At 44.0% G+C, this 18,298-nt stretch carries 18 protein-coding genes; 14 read left to right on the forward strand and 4 right to left on the reverse strand.

Going from position 1 to position 18,298, the window contains the following annotated elements:
• The first annotated feature begins 33 nt into the window (after positions 1–33).
• From SNR28_RS09910 to SNR28_RS09920, 3 genes are read left to right on the forward strand one after another with little or no spacing between them, the layout of a single operon-like run.
• Positions 34–957 carry a virulence factor BrkB family protein gene (locus SNR28_RS09910; RefSeq protein ID WP_375752142.1) on the forward strand — a complete coding sequence of 308 codons (924 nt, stop codon included), beginning with the start codon at positions 34–36 and terminating at the stop codon, positions 955–957.
• Positions 929–1,363: a D-aminoacyl-tRNA deacylase gene (dtd, locus tag SNR28_RS09915; protein WP_375752143.1), complete on the forward strand. Its 435-nt coding sequence runs from the start codon at positions 929–931 to the stop codon at positions 1,361–1,363. The genes SNR28_RS09910 and dtd overlap by 29 nt, the downstream gene beginning before the upstream one ends.
• A gap of 38 nt (positions 1,364–1,401) precedes the next feature.
• On the forward strand, positions 1,402–2,355 hold the full coding sequence (locus tag SNR28_RS09920) for a YiiD C-terminal domain-containing protein (RefSeq protein WP_375752144.1): 954 nt from the start codon (positions 1,402–1,404) through the stop codon (positions 2,353–2,355).
• On the opposite strand, the gene SNR28_RS09925 is transcribed toward SNR28_RS09920, so the two are convergent.
• From SNR28_RS09925 to hslR, 4 genes are all read right to left on the reverse strand, one after another.
• The gene (locus tag SNR28_RS09925) at positions 2,329–4,224 is read right to left on the reverse strand and encodes an AsmA family protein (protein WP_375752145.1); all 1,896 of its coding nucleotides are present in this window, start codon (positions 4,222–4,224) and stop codon (positions 2,329–2,331) included. The genes SNR28_RS09920 and SNR28_RS09925 overlap by 27 nt on opposite strands.
• Before the next feature lie 113 nt (positions 4,225–4,337).
• Positions 4,338–5,966, reverse strand: coding sequence for a phosphoenolpyruvate carboxykinase (ATP) (gene pckA, locus SNR28_RS09930; protein WP_375752146.1), 1,629 nt, complete (start codon positions 5,964–5,966; stop codon positions 4,338–4,340).
• 352 nt (positions 5,967–6,318) lie between these two features.
• Complete coding sequence (gene hslO, locus SNR28_RS09935; protein WP_375752147.1) at positions 6,319–7,194, reverse strand: Hsp33 family molecular chaperone HslO; 876 nt, start codon at positions 7,192–7,194, stop codon at positions 6,319–6,321.
• Between the two features lie 18 nt (positions 7,195–7,212).
• Positions 7,213–7,602, reverse strand: a complete 390-nt coding sequence (gene hslR, locus SNR28_RS09940; protein WP_375752148.1) for a ribosome-associated heat shock protein Hsp15 — start codon at positions 7,600–7,602, stop codon at positions 7,213–7,215.
• 169 nt (positions 7,603–7,771) lie between these two features.
• Between hslR and gspC the strand changes: the two genes are divergently transcribed.
• The 11 genes from gspC (at position 7,772) to SNR28_RS09995 (ending at position 18,298) form a co-directional block, all read left to right on the forward strand.
• On the forward strand, positions 7,772–8,689 hold the full coding sequence (gene gspC / locus SNR28_RS09945; protein ID WP_375752150.1) for a type II secretion system protein GspC: 918 nt from the start codon (positions 7,772–7,774) through the stop codon (positions 8,687–8,689).
• Positions 8,690–8,698: 9 nt separating this feature from the next.
• Positions 8,699–10,717 (forward strand): type II secretion system secretin GspD, encoded by a 2,019-nt coding sequence (gspD, locus tag SNR28_RS09950; RefSeq protein ID WP_375752152.1) that lies wholly within the window; start codon positions 8,699–8,701, stop codon positions 10,715–10,717.
• Positions 10,717–12,207 (forward strand): type II secretion system ATPase GspE, encoded by a 1,491-nt coding sequence (gspE, locus tag SNR28_RS09955; protein ID WP_375752153.1) that lies wholly within the window; start codon positions 10,717–10,719, stop codon positions 12,205–12,207. The genes gspD and gspE overlap by 1 nt, the downstream gene beginning before the upstream one ends.
• Positions 12,207–13,427: a type II secretion system inner membrane protein GspF gene (gspF, locus tag SNR28_RS09960; RefSeq protein WP_375752155.1), complete on the forward strand. Its 1,221-nt coding sequence runs from the start codon at positions 12,207–12,209 to the stop codon at positions 13,425–13,427. Before gspE ends, gspF begins: the two co-directional genes overlap by 1 nt.
• Before the next feature lie 82 nt (positions 13,428–13,509).
• Positions 13,510–13,956 carry a type II secretion system major pseudopilin GspG gene (gene gspG, locus SNR28_RS09965; protein ID WP_375752156.1) on the forward strand — a complete coding sequence of 149 codons (447 nt, stop codon included), beginning with the start codon at positions 13,510–13,512 and terminating at the stop codon, positions 13,954–13,956.
• A gap of 30 nt (positions 13,957–13,986) precedes the next feature.
• Positions 13,987–14,586, forward strand: a complete 600-nt coding sequence (gene gspH / locus SNR28_RS09970) for a type II secretion system minor pseudopilin GspH (protein ID WP_375752158.1) — start codon at positions 13,987–13,989, stop codon at positions 14,584–14,586.
• Entirely contained in the window at positions 14,583–14,942 is a 360-nt protein-coding gene (gene gspI, locus SNR28_RS09975; RefSeq protein ID WP_375752159.1) for a type II secretion system minor pseudopilin GspI, read from the forward strand. The genes gspH and gspI overlap by 4 nt, the downstream gene beginning before the upstream one ends.
• Entirely contained in the window at positions 14,929–15,582 is a 654-nt protein-coding gene (gspJ, locus tag SNR28_RS09980; protein WP_375752161.1) for a type II secretion system minor pseudopilin GspJ, read from the forward strand. The genes gspI and gspJ overlap by 14 nt, the downstream gene beginning before the upstream one ends.
• A gap of 13 nt (positions 15,583–15,595) precedes the next feature.
• Entirely contained in the window at positions 15,596–16,600 is a 1,005-nt protein-coding gene (gspK, locus tag SNR28_RS09985; protein WP_375752163.1) for a type II secretion system minor pseudopilin GspK, read from the forward strand.
• Complete coding sequence (gene gspL / locus SNR28_RS09990; protein ID WP_375752164.1) at positions 16,593–17,807, forward strand: type II secretion system protein GspL; 1,215 nt, start codon at positions 16,593–16,595, stop codon at positions 17,805–17,807. Before gspK ends, gspL begins: the two co-directional genes overlap by 8 nt.
• Positions 17,804–18,298, forward strand: coding sequence for a type II secretion system protein M (locus SNR28_RS09995; RefSeq protein WP_375752165.1), 495 nt, complete (start codon positions 17,804–17,806; stop codon positions 18,296–18,298). The genes gspL and SNR28_RS09995 overlap by 4 nt, the downstream gene beginning before the upstream one ends.

Here is an 18,298-nt window from a genome sequence, read left to right on the forward strand (position 1 = left end):
CCTAGGATGTACTACCTGTAACGGAGAAACAAGTTGAAGTTAAGTGATTCTGTGAAATTCACATTGTATTTTTTTCGCTATCTTTATCAGCGAATGAAACACGACAGGATTAATGTGAATGCAGGGTATCTTACCTACATCACTCTTCTTTCTTTTGTTCCCATGCTGACAGTGTTGGTTTCGGTCCTCTCTTTTTTCTCATTTTTTGAAAATGCTGGGCAGACAATTCAGACCTACATCATTACTAATTTTGTTCCCACCGCTGGCGATGTAATTAATCACGCATTAAATGGATTTGTTTCTAATGCGGGGAAAGGAACTGCGATGGGGGGATTGTTCCTTTTTATTGCTGCACTGATGCTGATATCCAACATAGATAAAAATCTAAACTATATCTGGAGAGTGAACCAAAAACGTAAAGCGATTTACTCTTTCTCTATGTACTGGCTGGTGCTCACTTCTGGCCCAATTTTAGTCGGTAGCAGCATAGCGTTAACCTCATATATTACTTCACTGAAAGTGCTAGAGTACGAGGCGTTTACCGGGGCTTATCAACTTTTCTTAAGCTGGCTGCCTTTCTTGTTGTCGGTCGTTGCGTTTCTTAGCTTGTATATCTTGGTGCCTAACAAGCAAGTTAAGTTCAGAGACGCGCTCCTTGGTGCGGCTGCAAGTGCTATACTGTTTGAGCTGGCTAAGAAGGGATTCGCGTTTTATATAACCCAGTTCCCGTCGTATCAGGTCATTTACGGCACACTTGCAACTATCCCAATAACCATACTCTGGATTTATCTTTGCTGGATGATTGTACTTATTGGTGCTGAAATAACCGCTTCACTCGGTGAGAGCGAAGAGTGGTGTAGCGCAGAAGTCATGTTAAACTCGGATGTTGATATAAGTCGTTCAACCAATAGAGAGTTAGGAAAAAGTAGTGATAGCGCTAATCCAGAGAGTGAGTGAAGCTGCGGTTAAAGTCGATGGCGAAGTTGTAGGTGAAATTGATAAAGGGCTTTTAGTTTTACTAGGTGTTGAACGTGATGACGACGAAGCTAAAGCCAAAAGGTTGATGGAGAAGGTGACAACCTATCGTGTCTTCGGTGACGATGAAGGCAAAATGAATTTAAACGTTCAGCAAGTGAACGGAAGTGTTTTAGTTGTGTCTCAATTTACATTACCAGCAGATACTAAGAAGGGAACTCGTGCAGGCTTTTCCCGTGGAGCGCATCCGGCTGATGCAGAACGCCTCTACGAGTATTTCTCTGACCGCTGTAAAGAAGTGTTGCCAACAGAACGAGGACGCTTTGCGGCCGATATGAAAGTTTCGCTAGTGAACGATGGCCCGGTTACGTTCTGGCTTCAGGTTTAGCCTTTGAAGCAACTTGATGTTTTTAGAAAAGGATTTCTATGTTTAAGCTAATCACGCCCAAGACCGAAAATCAGATAGCTAAGTATTATCAGTTTCGCTGGCAGATGTTGCGCGAACCTCTTCGTATGCCGAAAGGATCAGAGCGTGATGAGTTTGACGAAATGAGTCATCACAGGATGATTGTTGATAGCCGTGGAAGACCTATGGCTGTTGGCAGGCTCTATATTACTCCAGATAATGAAGGCCAGATTCGCTACATGGCAGTAAAGGCGAACCGACGTAAGAGAGGAGTTGGTTCACTTATACTTGTGGCATTAGAATCTTTTGCTCGTCAGGAAGGTGTCAAGCGTCTGGTTTGTAATGCCAGAGAAGATGCACTTGGCTTCTATAAGAAGAATGGCTTTGAGAGTCATGGTGAGCTTAGTGAACAACAAGGCCCTAACCGTCACCAGCAATTAGTGAAAGAGCTCGACCCTATGGCGAATGTACTTCGAAAGCCACAATGGTGCAGTGAGCTTCAGGAGCGTTGGGAGCAGCAAATCCCGATCAGTGACAAGATGGGTATCAAGATTAACCAATATACTGGCTATCAGTTCGAGTGTTGTGCTCAGCTAAACCCTAACCTTAACCCTCGAAACTCCATGTTTGCCGGCTCGGCCTTTACCCTTGCAACGTTAACGGGCTGGGGTATGACCTGGCTGTTAATGAAAGAGCGCAACCTGGCGGCTGATATTGTATTGGCGGATAGTAACATCCGGTTTCGCCACCCGGTAGAAAACAACCCAGTGGCTAAAACATCATTGGATGGCATAAGTGGCGATCTGGATCGATTGGGTAAGGGACGAAAAGCCCGAATTATTATTAATGTCACTATTTACAGCGATGATCAACCGGCCGTGGAGTTTGTAGGAACTTACGTGCTGCTTCCCGAAAAAAACAATGATGTTCAGGAGCAACAAGAAGTCTTAATCGACGCTGCAATGAATGTTTAATGATTCAGAGCCAGAAAGCAGATCCCACTCTTTTTTCTGGCATTCACGCTCAACGCAGAGCTTTAATAAGCTTTCTTCGAGATCCAGTAAATCGACGTTGGCTTCTAATGTTCCTTGTACTGATTCTCCAGATATCATCAAAGGCTTCATATCTATTATGCCCCTGGATGAAGTAAGTTCGATCTCTGTTAGTTGAAGAGGGTACTGGGCGAACTCCGATTCATCACTCATTTCTTCTATGAGTTCGGCCTCTCTGACTGATCCGGCAACCTCTGCACTGAATGAATGACGTAACATCAACTCATCACCACCCAACCCTGCTGCACTTAGCTGAAATTCTGTTATCCCTTGTACAGTTATCGGGAATTTATACCAATGGGAGGCAAACTCTAAAGGAATCCCATCCGCTGCAACTTCAAGCCTCCAGGGCTGACTTAAAGTATTGAGGTCGTAGGTGCCTGTCGCCTCAACTAAGCCATTTTCCAGAGGGATAAACGCTTCATCGAGTGACCAGATACCCTTGTTACTGGTTGTTCTTATAAACATCTGATTTGAAACAAGCTCTTCAAAGCTGGCACTATTTGCACTGATATCCAGCTTCCCTTTCCATAGCCCCCAACGTCCGCTTTGGATAACCGACAGGTCATCGCCTTCGATGTTGAGGCCACTGACTTGCCACTTATGTTTACCTGTTAGTTGGATAAATTGGCTATGTTTCACTTCCAGCTTATTGATGTTCAGAGTTTTGAGCCTAGAAAGTGCGTCAGTAATAAACTTGGTTTCATTGGCCTGTTCAGGAATCCACTTTAACCTGTTTATGGTTAACAGGTCTAAATCCATGCTCTCCGGTGTCAGCACACCTTTGGTATTAATACTGCCTTGCTGAAACTCAGTATTGAACTCCTCTACTTTTATTTGATTAGAGTAGAGATAAACCTGAAATGCAGGTTCTACAAAGTTTTGCTCTCCTACAGAAAAGCTGTCTGCATCGAGTGATGCGTACGCTTTATCCTGTTGCCAGACATTGAGCTTGAGATTTACGTTTTCCAACGACAGGTCAAAATTACTTATTGATAAATCTTGAGTTTCTATTGAGCTTTTTAAGATGTCTAAGCTGTTTATATGGTTTACATGAGCACGGACATCCCCTAAGCCTAGACGGTTCAATTCTTTCCAATCTTCTGCGCTGAGTCTTAATCCATCAATGGTGAAGTTAACAAGTGACCAACCGGAATCATATTGTTCCGCCTGACCAGAAAATTGGCCATCTCGCCAGTCAAAGGATAAACCGTAAATGGTGCTATTGCCTGGCTTGTAATCCGCATCGATTAAAACAGAGTCTAGTGCTTCTCCCCGCCAGTAGAGCTGTTCGGCAGAAAACTGAATCGAGCCATATGGCAAAGGGAGTTTACTCTCTTCAAATTTAGGATCTTTAATCTGAAGGTTAATATCTCGACCGACGATCTCTCCATTGGAGTAATCCAGATTCTTGATAGCCAGTTGTTTGAGGGTAACGGTCAGGTTATTCAGTAGTTTAGGAACACCATGCTGAAGGCTAATGCCATCTATAAGAATACTGTCTATTGTCGGAGAGGTACTGAAAAGAGAAGAAGGTGTTATCCATACATCCAGTTTGCTTACGGAGATTGGTTCTTCTTGTAATCCTTCGATATCAACACCAGAAAGCGAAACGTGATTAGGGAAGTTAAACTGAGCATCATAAACGGTGACTGGTAATGACAGTTGTTGTGAGATTCTGTTCACAACGGCACTTGCGTATTGACCCTGCAAAGCCCAATACAATGCACCCACAGCCAGGGTGATGATGAGCAGTATCGAAGCAGTGGTGATTACAAAAGTCCGTTTCATTTATTGGAGCCCGTTTAATCTGTTGTCTACAGAGTGACGCAAAAAAGTTCTGGATTCAATAAAAAAGCCCCTCAAATGAGGGACTTGAATAACAATTGACTATGTATCAGTGATTAGTCTAACTGAGGACCAGCTGCTACAAGTGCTGCACCTTCTGCATTATCAGTGTACTTCTCGAAGTTCTTGATAAAGCGACCAGCTAGATCTTCTGCTTTGCTTTCCCACTGTAGAGGATCTACATAAGTATCACGAGGGTCCAGAATTGCAGGGTCAACACCTGGAAGTGCTAGTGGAACTTCAAGGTTGAACACAGGAACTTGCTTAGTTTCTGCTTCATCGATAGAGCCATCAAGGATTGCATCGATGATACCGCGAGTATCTTGAATTGAGATACGCTTACCAGAACCATTCCAACCAGTGTTAACAAGGTATGCTTCTGCACCAGCAGCTTCCATACGTTTAACCAGAACTTCTGCGTACTTAGTTGGGTGCAGGGTCAGGAATGCAGCACCGAAACAAGCTGAGAATGTAGGTACAGGTTCTGTAATACCACGCTCAGTACCAGCTAGCTTCGCTGTAAATCCAGACAGGAAGTGGTACTTAGTCTGCTCTGCAGTTAGCTTAGCGACTGGAGGTAGAACACCGAATGCATCTGCAGTCAGGAAGATAACTTTCTGAGCGTGACCTGCTTTCGACACTGGCTTAACAATGTTGTCGATATGGTAGATTGGGTAAGATACGCGAGAGTTCTCAGTCTTCGATGCATCATCAAAGTCGATAGAACCATCGTTACGTACTACAACGTTTTCTAACAGTGCATCGCGACGGATTGCATTGTAGATGTCTGGCTCAGCTTCTTTAGAAAGACGAATCGTCTTAGCGTAACAGCCACCTTCATAGTTGAAGATACCATCATCATCCCAGCCGTGTTCGTCATCACCGATTAGCTGACGTTTTGGATCGGTTGATAGTGTTGTTTTACCAGTACCAGATAGACCGAAGAAGATAGCTACGTCACCCTCCTCACCAACGTTTGCAGAACAGTGCATAGATGCGATGCCTTTCAGAGGAAGGAAGTAGTTCATCATCGCGAACATACCTTTCTTCATCTCACCACCGTACCAAGTACCACCGATAAGCTGCATTTTCTCTGTTAGGTTGAACACAGTATAAACTTCAGAGTTCATGCCATGTTTTTCCCAATCTGGGTTTTCAGTTTTCGCAGCGTTCATAACTACGAAATCAGGTTCAAATGTTTTTAGTTCTTCTTCAGTTGGGCGAAGGAACATGTTCTTAACGAAGTGTACCTGCCACGCTACTTCAGTAATGAAACGAATCTTAATACGAGTATCTTCGTTTGCACCACAGAAGCAGTCCAGTACAAACAAACGTTTGCCTGAAAGCTGGTTAGTAGTTAGAACTTTTAAGTCGTCCCACGTTTCCTTGCTTATTGCCTTGTTATCGTTCTTCGCTTTTTCTGATGTCCACCACATGTTTTCTTCAGTAGTTTCATCTCTAACGATGAACTTATCTTTTGGTGAACGACCAGTAAAGATACCAGTGTCAACGGCAACAGCGCCTAGCTCAGTAACGATGCCTCTCTCAAAACCTTCGAGATCGTCTCGTGTTTCCTCTTCGAACAACATTTCGTAACTTGGATTGCGAACAATCTCTTTAACGTCAGTTAGTCCGTACTGGGTTAGGTCTAGTTGTGCAGCCTTAGTATGTTCCATAACGGTCATAGGTGCTCCTTATTGAGATTTTTGTAGGGATTTTGTAAAAATTTGTTTTTATGTCTGTTGACCATGCTAGCAACGTGAAAGCTAGAAAACAGGGAGACAAGTCAAAAAATACTCAAGAATAAAATGCTGTTTCTGTCTTTGGTTCACACTTTTTAGCGATTGGATTGCCACCAAAGTATAGGTTTGCGTTAGATCAAAAAATATTCAAAAAACTTTCGAGTTCGAGCATTTTGTTTTCGTTTGTGCGGTGTGGGGATTTTGTTTGAAGAGTGAAATATAAAATAAAAGCCAGTAAAAACTGGCTCTTACGTGGTGTTTCGATAATGTTCGTTTTGGTGGGTTTTAAACGATATTAATGCACAACATGATTGTCTTTGTCTGAACCCATAAACAGCTCGGATACCTGATTCTCGTCGAACGTGTATTGCGTGCCGCAATAATCGCAATGTAAAGAAATTGTACCTTCTTTTGTTAAGATGTCATAAACTTCCTCTTTTTCAATGCTCAAAATTGCACCAGCGCTCCTTTCGCGAGAGCAACCACAGTAAAACTCAACGTTTTGTGGCGTAAATAGTTGTACTGTTTCCTGGTTATACAATCGATAAAGCAGATCATTTGCTTCAAGAGAAAATAGTTCTTCGTTTTTAATTGTGCTGGTTAATTGCTCAAGGTGTTCGAAGTCTTCAGGTTTACCTGTACCATCTGGAACAACCTGCAATAGCATCCCAGCAGCGTGTGGTTTTCCGTCATGTTCACCAAGACGAATCCAGATGCGGGTTTTTAATTGCTCTGAACGGATAAAGTAGTTCTCCAAGACTTCAGACAAAGTATCGCCTTCTAGCCCTACCACACCCTGATAACGTTCACCTTTACTAGGAGTAATAGTCATCACCAAGTGACCTTTACCCATCAGTGTATGCAGGTCTGCATCATCATCGATATCGCCTTCCCAGCGCGCAACACCTCTTACTTTCTGATTGTGGTCACCATTAATTACAGCAAGTGACACAGGGCCATCTCCTTGCAACTGAAGAGTAATCGAACCTTCAAACTTAAGAGTTGCTGTTAAAAGAGTGGTTGCAACTAATAGCTCACCGAGCAGGTTTTGTACCGGCTGCGGATATTCCTTGCTGGAAATAATTTGTTGGTATGTCTCGTCCAGTTGAACCAACTCGCCACGTACTGATAGGTTTTCAAATAAGTAGCGGTTTAACACATTGTTTGCCATTGCAGGAAACTCCAGCTTTTATTGATGTTTAAATTTAATAAGATCGCGGCGTTGCTTTTTATCTGGCCTGCGATCCGGGCTTGGGCTGTGAAAAGCGTTCATTTTACGCTTCATGCTATTTTCTTCACGCCTTGCGATACTGTCTTCAGTTTCGCGATAAAGCGTTTGTGCTTCAGGAGCACCGCGTCTTTTATCGGAAATCTTTTCGATGACGACAGTCTTTTCTTCATTACCTTGTCGAAGCTTTATCTGAGCTCCGAGTTCAACAATCTTGCTTGGTTTTGTTCTTTGATCATTATAATGGACTTTGCCACCATCGATCATATTTCGAGCAATTGAACGTGTTCGGTAAAACCGTGCAGCCCAGAGCCACTTATCCAGCCTTACTGCTTCTGATGTAACACTCATATTAATTACTTATGTTTTTGCTATTTCTTGGAACTAAAAATGGTGATATAAGTCCACCTTTTCAAGGGTGATCAAATAATGAGCCTAAAATCACCCTATTGCTAAGCGTGTATGTTACTTTTATGCGTTGCATATAAATCTGTATGACTAAATATCAAGGTTACAACTCATGTCGTTATCGCTGAGTTCTGCAGGGAAGGTAGGTAACTTTATTTCTCTTATTCTGCAAGGACTTATGAATTCCCAGGTTAAAATAAGCCTATTGATTACCGCTGTGTTTATCTCTCTTTCTGCCTGGATTGTCGGAGAGCTCATTTGGTATGGCTTAGATAAGCAGTCAGTGAGTGAATGGAACGCTAGTAATGTGGCTCTCGCTGAACAGGAAAATGCTTCCCTGGATACAAGAGAGCTAAAGAGTGCGAACTTGTTTGGTTCCTACTCTGAGAAGGCTGAGGTGGTAAAACCGGTCGAAGTCGTGAAAGATGCACCGAAAACAAAGCTGAATCTTACTTTGGTAGGCGTTGTTGCCAGCTCTAACCAGGGCAATAGCCTTGCTGTCATTGCCAATAGAGGTGTTCAGTCTACCTACGGCATAAATGAAGACATAGAAGGTACGCGAGCAAAACTCAAGGCTGTTTTTGTTGATCGCGTCATTATTGATAATGCAGGCCGAGATGAGACCTTGATGTTGCAGGGTATCGATTACAAGAAGTTATCGACATCCCAAACAACAACGAGCAGTAGCCCGAACGTCAGAACATCAGGTAACAATCCAACCAACGCCTTGGAGGCGATCAAACGAGAGATTACTCAAGACCCACAACGATTACTTCAATACATCCAGTTGTCTCAAATGCGAGGAAAAGATGGGAAGTTGATTGGTTATCGGGTAAGACCGGGAAAAAACAAAGCGCTGTTTGATAGTGTAGGACTAAAAAGTGGTGATATTGCTACACATATTAATGGTGAAGATTTAGCAGATTCAGCCACCATGGGTAGAATCTGGACATCTCTTTCTGAATTAACTGAGCTGAGCCTGACGGTAGACCGAAAAGGCCAGACGGAAGAGATATATATTCAATTTTAGGAGTTTTGTGTGAAAAGGTGGTTGAGCAAAAGCGCTTGGCTATTGATGGGTAGCCTAATGTGCGCACCGTCGATAGCAAATGAGTTCAGTGCTAGCTTTAAGGGTACGGATATCCAGGAGTTCATCAATATTGTTGGGCGAAATCTGGAAAAAACCATCATCGTGGATCCGGCTGTACGAGGTAAAATTGACGTACGCAGCTATGATGTACTGAATGAAGAGCAGTACTATCACTTCTTTTTAAACGTACTTGAAGTTTATGGTTTCGCTGTTGTTGAAATGGAGAACAATGTTCTTAAGGTCATCAAAGCGAAAGATGCAAAAACATCTGCTGTTCCAGTTGTCGATAGCAGCAGAAATGTTGCTGGTGACGCTGTTGTCACGCGTGTTGTTGCTGTACGTAATGTCTCTGTTCGTGAGTTATCCCCTCTTTTAAGACAGCTAAACGATAATGCTGGTGCAGGTAACGTTGTTCATTATGATCCGGCAAATATTATTTTAATTACCGGGCGTGCAGCGGTTGTTAACAGACTGGCTGAAATCATTGAGAAAGTTGATCGCGCTGGTGATAAAGAAATTGAAGTTGTTGATTTACGCAATGCTTCTGCATCCGAGATGGTGCGTATTGTCGAAGCGCTGAACAAAACAACAGATACTAAGAACACTCCAGCGTTTCTTCAGCCTAAACTCGTTGCTGATGACAGGACGAACTCTGTGTTGATCTCTGGTGACCCTACCGTCAGAAAGCGTCTGCGTAAGTTGATACAACAGCTTGATGTAGAGATGGCAACCAAAGGTAATAACCGGGTTGTTTATCTGAAGTACGCCAAAGCAGAAGACATGGTCGATGTACTGAAAGGCGTCTCTGAGAACATTCAGAAAGAGAAGCAGGGAGCTGCTAAGCAAACTTCAACTAAAAATAGTGAAGTGATGATATCTGCACACCCCGATACCAACTCACTGGTTATTTCTGCTCAGCCGGATGTGATGAATGCACTGCAAGATGTTATAGCTCAGCTCGATATACGTCGTGCACAAGTTTTGATTGAAGCGCTGATTGTAGAAATGACAGAAGGCGATGGCGCCAACTTTGGTGTTCAGTGGGGCTCTCTTGAGTCAGGCTCAGTGATCCAGTACGGAAATACCGGAAGTCCTATTGGCAAGGTTATGGTTGGCCTTGAAGAGGCGAAAGACACCAGTAAAACCACAGCGGTATATGACAGCGATGGTAAGTTTCTTCGTAACGAAACGACCACAGAAGAAGGTGACTACTCCACACTGGCTTCTGCTTTATCTGGTGTAAACGGAATGGCCGCCAGTATTGTTATGGGTGACTGGACTGCTTTAATCAGTGCAGTTAATTCAGATGCCAACTCCAATATTCTGTCGTCACCAAGTATTACCGTAATGGACAATGGTGAAGCGTCCTTTATCGTTGGTGAGGAAGTACCGGTTATTTCTGGTTCTACAACAAGCTCCAACAATGACAATCCTTTCCAGACCGTTGAGCGTCAGGAAGTGGGTATTAAGCTAAAAGTAACACCTCAGATTAACGAAGGCGACTCGGTTCAGTTAAAGATCGAACAAGAAGTTTCTAGTGTGCTTGCAGCAGATGGTGCTGTTGATGTGCGATTTGCCAAGCGTCAGCTAAACACATCTGTCATGGTGCAGGATGGTGAGATGCTGGTTATTGGTGGTCTGATTGACGAGCATACACAGGAGAGTGAGTCTAAAGTACCTTTCCTGGGCGATATTCCTATTCTAGGGTACCTGTTTAGTTCTACATCCAACTCCGTAGAAAAACGTAACCTGATGGTATTTATTAAGCCAACTATTATCCGCGATGGTGTGACGGCTGATGGTGTGACACAGCGCAAGTACAACTACATGCGTGCAGAGCAGTTATACAAGTCTCAGGACGGAATGGCATTACTACCCAATGAGTTACCAGTGCTTCCAGTCTTTGGTGCTGATATGAACTACCCGGCTGAAATTCAAGCTTTCTTCGAGCAGGTGGAGATTAAGTAATGGGTGACATGGTTGGCTTCCAGTTACGTTTGCCATTTAGCTTCGCAAAGCGTCATCAGGTTGTTCTTGAGTATCCTGAAGGTGCTGATGAGCCCGTGCTGTACTTTGTTGCTCCACTGCGAATGAGTGCATTGGCAGAGACGAAAAGAGTGCTGAGACGCTCCTTTACACCTGTTGAAGTGGACAAGGATGCCTTTGAAGAAAAGTTAACTGAGGCCTACCAAAGAGACTCTTCCGAAGCCAGACAGCTAATGGAAGATATTGGCGCGGACGACGATTTCTTCTCACTTGCTGAAGAACTGCCAGAGAATGAAGATCTGCTTGAGTCTGAAGATGATGCACCCATCATCAAGCTGATAAATGCGATGCTTGGAGAGGCCATCAAAGAAGGGGCTTCCGATATTCATATCGAGACTTTCGAAATGTCACTTTCCATCCGATTCCGTATTGATGGAGTGATGCGCGAAGTGCTTGCTCCAAGCCGTAAACTGGCTCCTCTTCTTGTTTCTCGTGTGAAAGTTATGGCGAAGCTGGATATCGCAGAGAAGCGTGTCCCGCAAGATGGCCGTATTTCACTAAGAATCGGTGGTCGCGCGGTTGATGTTCGTGTTTCTACAATGCCTTCATCTCATGGTGAGCGTGTGGTTATGCGACTTCTTGATAAAAATGCTACGCGTCTGGACCTACACAGTCTTGGTATGACGGACTCTAACCATGATGAGTTTGCCAAATTAATTGAGCGTCCTCACGGTATTATTCTGGTGACCGGTCCTACTGGTTCAGGTAAATCAACCACCCTGTATGCAGGTTTGCAAGAACTGAACAGCACAGAGCGAAATATTCTGACGGTTGAAGATCCGATCGAATTTGATATCGATGGTATCGGCCAGACTCAGGTAAATCCAAAAGTAGATATGACCTTTGCACGTGGTCTAAGAGCTATTCTTCGTCAGGACCCAGATGTCGTAATGGTAGGGGAGATACGTGATTTAGAAACTGCTCAGATCGCAGTTCAGGCTTCTCTTACGGGCCACCTGGTAATGTCGACACTGCACACAAATACAGCGGTGGGTGCGATTACCCGACTAAGGGATATGGGCATTGAACCATTTCTGATTTCATCTTCTCTTCTGGGCGTGCTTGCTCAGCGTTTGGTCAGGACGTTATGTACCAGTTGTAAGCTACCTTATGAGGCAGATAAGGTTCAGAAAGAACAGCTCGGTGTCGCTGAGTCTGAATCTATGATTTTGTATCGCGCTGTAGGTTGTGAAGCTTGTAATGGAAAAGGGTATCGGGGTCGAACCGGTATTCACGAACTGTTGTTGATTAATGACGATGTTCAGGAGCTGATTCATAGTGAGCAGGGCGAACAGGCCATCGAGAAAGAGATTCGTCGATATACACCAAGTATTCGTGATGATGGTTTATCGAAAGTGCTTCAGGGCATCACAACGATTGAAGAAATTATGCGAGTGACCAAGGAAAGCTGATGGCGGCTTTTGAATATAAAGCTCTGGATGCCAGAGGCAAGCAAAAGAAAGGTGTTCTCGAAGGCGACAATGCTCGCCAGGTTCGGCAGCGCTTAAAAGAGCAGGGCATGGTTCCGGTAGAAGTTATCGAAACCAAGGCAAAAAGCAATGCTTCAGGGACCAACGCTGGTGGTGTTTTTCAACGGGGAATCAGCGTCAGCGATTTGTCTCTTCTGACTCGACAGCTTGCTACTTTGGTGCAGGCAGCAATGCCTTTAGAAGAGTGTCTGAAGGCGGTCGCGGAACAGTCTGAGAAACCAAGAATTCGCAATATGTTAATGGGTGTTCGCTCTAAGGTTGTCGAAGGATATCCTTTGGCTGATAGCTTAGGCGATTATCCCCACATCTTTGATGAGCTGTTCCGGTCGATGGTCGCTGCGGGGGAGAAGTCAGGTCACCTTGATGTTGTGCTCAATCGTATTGCTGATTATGTAGAGAACAGGCAGCAAATGCGTTCAAAGCTTCAACAGGCACTGATTTATCCAACAGTACTGACTGTTATCGCTATCTCTGTCGTTGCTTTTCTTTTGGCAACAGTTGTTCCGAAAATTGTGGATCAGTTCGTTGAAATGGGACAGGAATTACCTGGCCCAACTCAGATACTGCTGAATTTAAGTGAATTTGTGCAGAACTGGGGTGTCTATGTTCTGTTGATTATCATTGCGCTTACCTTTGTCATCAAAACACTGCTTAAGAAACCCTCAATCAGACTGGCGTGGGATCGAAAAATTCTTAACATGCCAGTAATAGGCAAGATTGCGCGGGGAATCAATACTTCCAGATTTGCCAGGACTTTGTCTATTTGTACATCCAGCGCGATTCCGTTACTCGACGGCATGAAGGTTGCGGTCGATGTTATGGGCAATCAGTATGTTAAAGAACAAGTACTGGTGGCTGCTGAAAAGGTGAGAGAAGGTGGTAGCTTGAGAAAATCTCTGGAACAAACCAGACTTTTTCCACCAATGATGCTACACATGATCGCCAGCGGAGAGCAAAGTGGTGAGTTAGAGCAGATGTTGACGCGAGCAGCTGATAATCAGGATCGGGATTTCGAATCAACAGTAAACATTGCACTTGGGTTGTTTACACCAGCAGTAGTCTTAATGATGGCAGGTATGGTGTTGTTTATTGTAATGGCAACCCTAATGCCAATTCTTGAAATGAACAATCTGGTTTCCTAAGTTATTGTTTTCTTACTTGGCAGCAATCTACTCATACAGAAATTAAGTATTAATAATACCAGTGATTTAGCTGGGAGGATAAATGAAAAAACGGAACAAAAAGCAATCTGGTTTCACCTTATTAGAGGTGATGGTTGTTGTGGTTATTTTAGGTATTTTGGCTGGTTTTGTTGCTCAGAGCATGTTTGGTAACGTAGATACGGCGAAGGTTCAGAAAGCAGTTGCTGATATTACTTCATTAGAAAGTGCTTTGGGCCGTTATAGGCTGGATAACAATGTATATCCAACAACGGATCAAGGTTTGGAAGCCTTGGTAACTAAGCCAAGTGGAAACCCAGAGCCTCGTCGTTATCCGGAGGAAGGTTATATCAAGCGTCTGCCAAAAGACCCATGGGGTTACGACTATCAGTACTTGAGCCCAGGCGATAACGGCACAATTGACATCTTTAGCTATGGCGCAGACGGTCAGGAAGGCGGTGAAGGTATCAACGCAGATATTGGTAACTGGAACATTCAGGACTTTCAGTAATCACTGAAATTAGCTGTACCGGATAGGCAGATGAACCGAATTAGAACCAGCGCAGGCTTTACGCTTTTAGAGATCATGCTTGTGCTGGTTTTGTTGTCTCTGGGGGCTGCGGCTGTAGTTATAAACCTTCCTGATAGCGAGGAAGATATAGCGAAAGAAGAAGCCAGACGTTTTTATCATCGACTACAGTTGCTAAATGAAGAAGCTATCCTGAATGGCAAAGATTTTGGTATTCGATTTGAAGAGTCTGCTGGGCGGTATCGGTTTCTGGAGCTAACGCAGGACGGTTGGCAGTTATCAGAATCCAAGTATTTTACGGAGAGGAAGCTGGAAGACGGGGGTAAGTTTGAGTTCACTCTGGGTAGTAATGCCTGGAACAATAACGATAGCCTGTTCGACGGTACAACGCTGTTTGACGATGAAATGTTTGCTGAGTTAGAAAAAGAGAAAAAACAGCAAAAGCCTCCTCAGGTATTTGTTCTCTCCAGTGGCGAAATTACCCCATTTAGTTTGGGTTTTGGTTTTGATGATAAGAAAGATATTGAGCAAAAATGGCGGGTAAAAACGCTTGAGTCTGGCGTTATCGAACTTCTTGCTCCGGGTGATGCTGGTTTGGAGGCTCCTCAGTGAAGTATATCAACAGAGGCATGACTCTAATTGAAGTGTTAGTTGCATTAGCAATTTTCGCTACGGCATCTCTCAGTATTATGAAAGCGGTGAGTCAGCATACGGATACACTAAGTTACCTCGAAGAGAGAATGTTTGCTTCAATGGTGGTTGATAATCAGATGGCTCTTGTGCTGCTTGATGGTGCGCCAAACTCAACCAAAAAAGGAAAAACAGAATTAGCTGGCCGCGAGTGGTACTGGAAAGTCACACCAGTAAAAACAGAAGCTAATTTTGTTCAGGGTTTTGACGTTAGTGTCTCCAGTGATAAAGATGGTAAAGACCCTATTGTTACGGTGCGAAGTTATGCGTCAAAGTAGCAGAGTTTTTAGCCGGGAAGCTGGATTCACACTAATAGAAGTGCTGGTCGCAATAGCGATTTTCACTATGCTGAGTTTCTCTGCTTATCAGGTATTAGATCAAACTCAGCAGAGTAACTATCAATCGATAGAGAAAACTGAGCGGCTCAAAGAGATTCAGCGCGCGATGGTCGTGATCGACAATGATTTTAACCAGATAGCTTTGAGACAATTTCGCAATAACGGAGAAGAGGCATCTTCCAGGTTGTTTTGGTGGGAGAGTGGCCTTTTGGGTTCCGATGGTTACGGAGCTTTGTTTACTCGGCTAGGATGGCATAACCCTCAGCAAATGTTTCCTCGCGGTGAAGTTACAAAGGTTGGTTACCGAGTTCGCGATGATGTGCTGGAAAGAATCTGGTGGCGATACCCGGATACACCTGCCGGACAAGATGGATTAGTTACACCCCTGCTTTCTGGGGTGGAAAAAATTGATATGCGTTTTTACGATGAAGGTTGGCAACAGGGTTGGGACGAAGCATATTCATTACCTGAAGCTGTGGAGCTGACACTGACTCTCGAAGAATACGGTGAGATCCCAAGAGTTTACTTAACATCGGGAACAAAGCTCGATGTGTCTGCTGCCAATGAGGAAGACAACTAGTGAGAACTAAGCAATGACAGGCAGGTATAACTTGCAGTCATCCCAACGGGGTGTGGCTCTCATCGTTGTTTTGCTGATTCTTGCTGTCATGGTTTCATTGGCTGCGACTATGTCAGATCGACTGTTCACCAATTTTAAACGAGCTGAAAACCAAAAAAGCCATCAACAGGCATACTGGTATGCTGTCGGTGTGGAAGCTCTGGCTAAATATGCCATTAAAGAGAGCAAAGAAGATGGTGATACGGTAAACATGAGTCAGCCCTGGGCTCTGGAAAAGCAAGTGTATCCATTGGACTATGGTAAGGCTGCGGGGCATATCAGAGATATGCAGTCATGTTTTAATATCAATTCATTGTCTGGGAATCTGAAGATCTCAGGTAATGATACTAAACCGTATTTGGCGTCTGTATTACAGTTACTGCTAGAAGAGCTAGGGGTAGAAAACTATAAAGCAGAGGTAATAGCCGACTCAGCGTTCGAATTTCTGGATAGCAATAATGGCGTAACAACGGCATTCGGTGTTGAAGACAGCACTTATGAAGGGATGCAGCCATCCTATCTGACTCCGGGTAATACTGTTGCAGATAGTTCTGAGTTTAGGGCTATTTACCAGACGGATCCGGTTATTATGAAGCTTGTCGACCCAGTGATTTGTGCAATCCCTTCAGATGACTGGCGATTAAATGTGAACACTATTGACGAGCGCGGAGCCTATATATTAACGGCATTGTTTTCGCCTCATCTGAGTTTGAGTGATGCTCAAGCTCTGGTAAAAAATCGCCCATTTGACGGCTGGCTTAGTCTGAATGACTTTATGGCCGAAAGCAGTATCGCCAGTGTCGAAGGCAGTATAAAAGATCGCGCTAAAGGTTACCTAACCATCGATAGTAACTACTTTGAACTTGATGCGCAGGTTATGGTTGAAGATTCAAGAGTAAGAATCAGAAGCTTACTCTACAGTGCAGAAGGTGGCGACGTCACAGTAATACGTCGTCGCTTTGGAGGATTTAGTGAGTGAGTTCTTAACTGTTCGATTGAGCAGACAGGAAGACAAGCCAGTTAATTGGCTGGTTTGGTCATCTTCGCAGAATGAAATAATTGCCAGTGGAGAGTTGGCCAGTCGGGAGCAATTGGATGAACTGACAACATATGCCCGACAGAGAACAACGATACTGTTACTTGATAGCAGCGATATTGTTTTATCTGAAGTAGAGATACCAGCGGGGGCATCAAGACAGTTAGACAAGATGCTGCCTTACATCATGGAAGAAGACATCGCACAAGACGTTGAGAAGCTGCACTTCCATGTACTTAGGAAAACAGCATCCACTGCCTATGTTGCTGCGATTGAAAGTGATTACCTTAAACATACTCTGGAAAGATTTAAGAAACAGGGAATTGAGGTTAAAAAAGTCCTTCCAGATGTGCTTGCACTACCAGTTTCTGACGACGCAATCTCTGCGGCACAGTTGGATGGGCAATGGTTACTAAGAAAAGAGGAGCACAAAGGGGCAATTATTGATGCCGAATGGCTGCCGTATTTTGTTAGTTCTGACTGGTTTACTGAGCACGACAAAGAGAAACAGATAGCGTGTTATACACCAGCCCCAGAACTGGGTGACCAACAAATTGAATGGATCGAAGAAGAACCAGAGCTAGTGATGCAATTGCTGGCTAAAGGCGCTATTTTTTCCTCAATCAACATTCTGTCAGGTCCGTTTAAACCTCAGTCTGCCATTTTTAAGAACCTTAAAGTCTGGAAAAGCGCAGCGTTTGCCGCTTGTCTGTTTTTGTTGGTGCTATCAGCCAAAAGCTATATCGAAGTAGAGCGTGCTGAAGTTCAGGGGGCAGCGTACCGGGCAGAAAGCGAGCGTATCTTCAGGTCTATCTTCCCAGATAAGAAACGCATCCCTACCGTGAGCTATTTGAAAAGGCAAATGAACGATGAAGAAAGTCGCCTTTCAGGATCAAGTTCAGAAGGTAGTGTATTGCACTGGTTATCCAAGCTGCCTGATGTTCTGAAAGATCAGGACGACATAAAAATTACTGCAATTCGATATGATGCCAACCGAGGTGAAATGCGTATTGAGGCTGAAATGGCAGATTTCCAAACCTTTGAAGTCGTTAGAACTGAGCTGGCAAAGTCTTTTGCTGTAACGCAAGGTCCGCTAGACCGCGATGGCAAGAAGGTGACCGGTAGCTTTACTTTAAGGAGACAGGGATGAGTCAATTGAAACATTCAATTTATGCCTGGTGGTCTGGAATCACTCAAAGAGAGCAGAGGCTCGTGATTGTGTGTGTCTCCTTAATTGCACTGGCAAGCCTCTACTGGGGTATTGTTCAGCCTATTAGTGAACGTTCTGAGCTGGCTCAAGCAAGGATAAACAGTGAGAAGCAACTGCTTAGCTGGGTGGAAGGCAAAGCGGATAATATTGCAGCTCTAAGGCGCAGTGGTGGACGTGCTTATTCGAACACACCATTAAATCAGGTCGTTTCATCCTCTACAAAGAGGTATCGCATTGAGCTGGTAAGAATACAGCCAAGAGACGATTCTTTGCAGGTTTGGGTTCAGCCGGTGCCATTTAATCAGTTCATTGACTGGCTGACGTTTTTAAAGGAAACGCAAGATATAGGTGTAGAGTTTATGGACCTTTCTGCATCTGACGCTTCAGGTGTCGTAGAGGTAAAAAGATTGCAGCTTAAGAGGGGAATCTGA

Source organism: Vibrio iocasae, assembly GCF_042245395.1.
In the GTDB taxonomy this organism is placed as follows: domain Bacteria; phylum Pseudomonadota; class Gammaproteobacteria; order Enterobacterales; family Vibrionaceae; genus Vibrio; species Vibrio iocasae.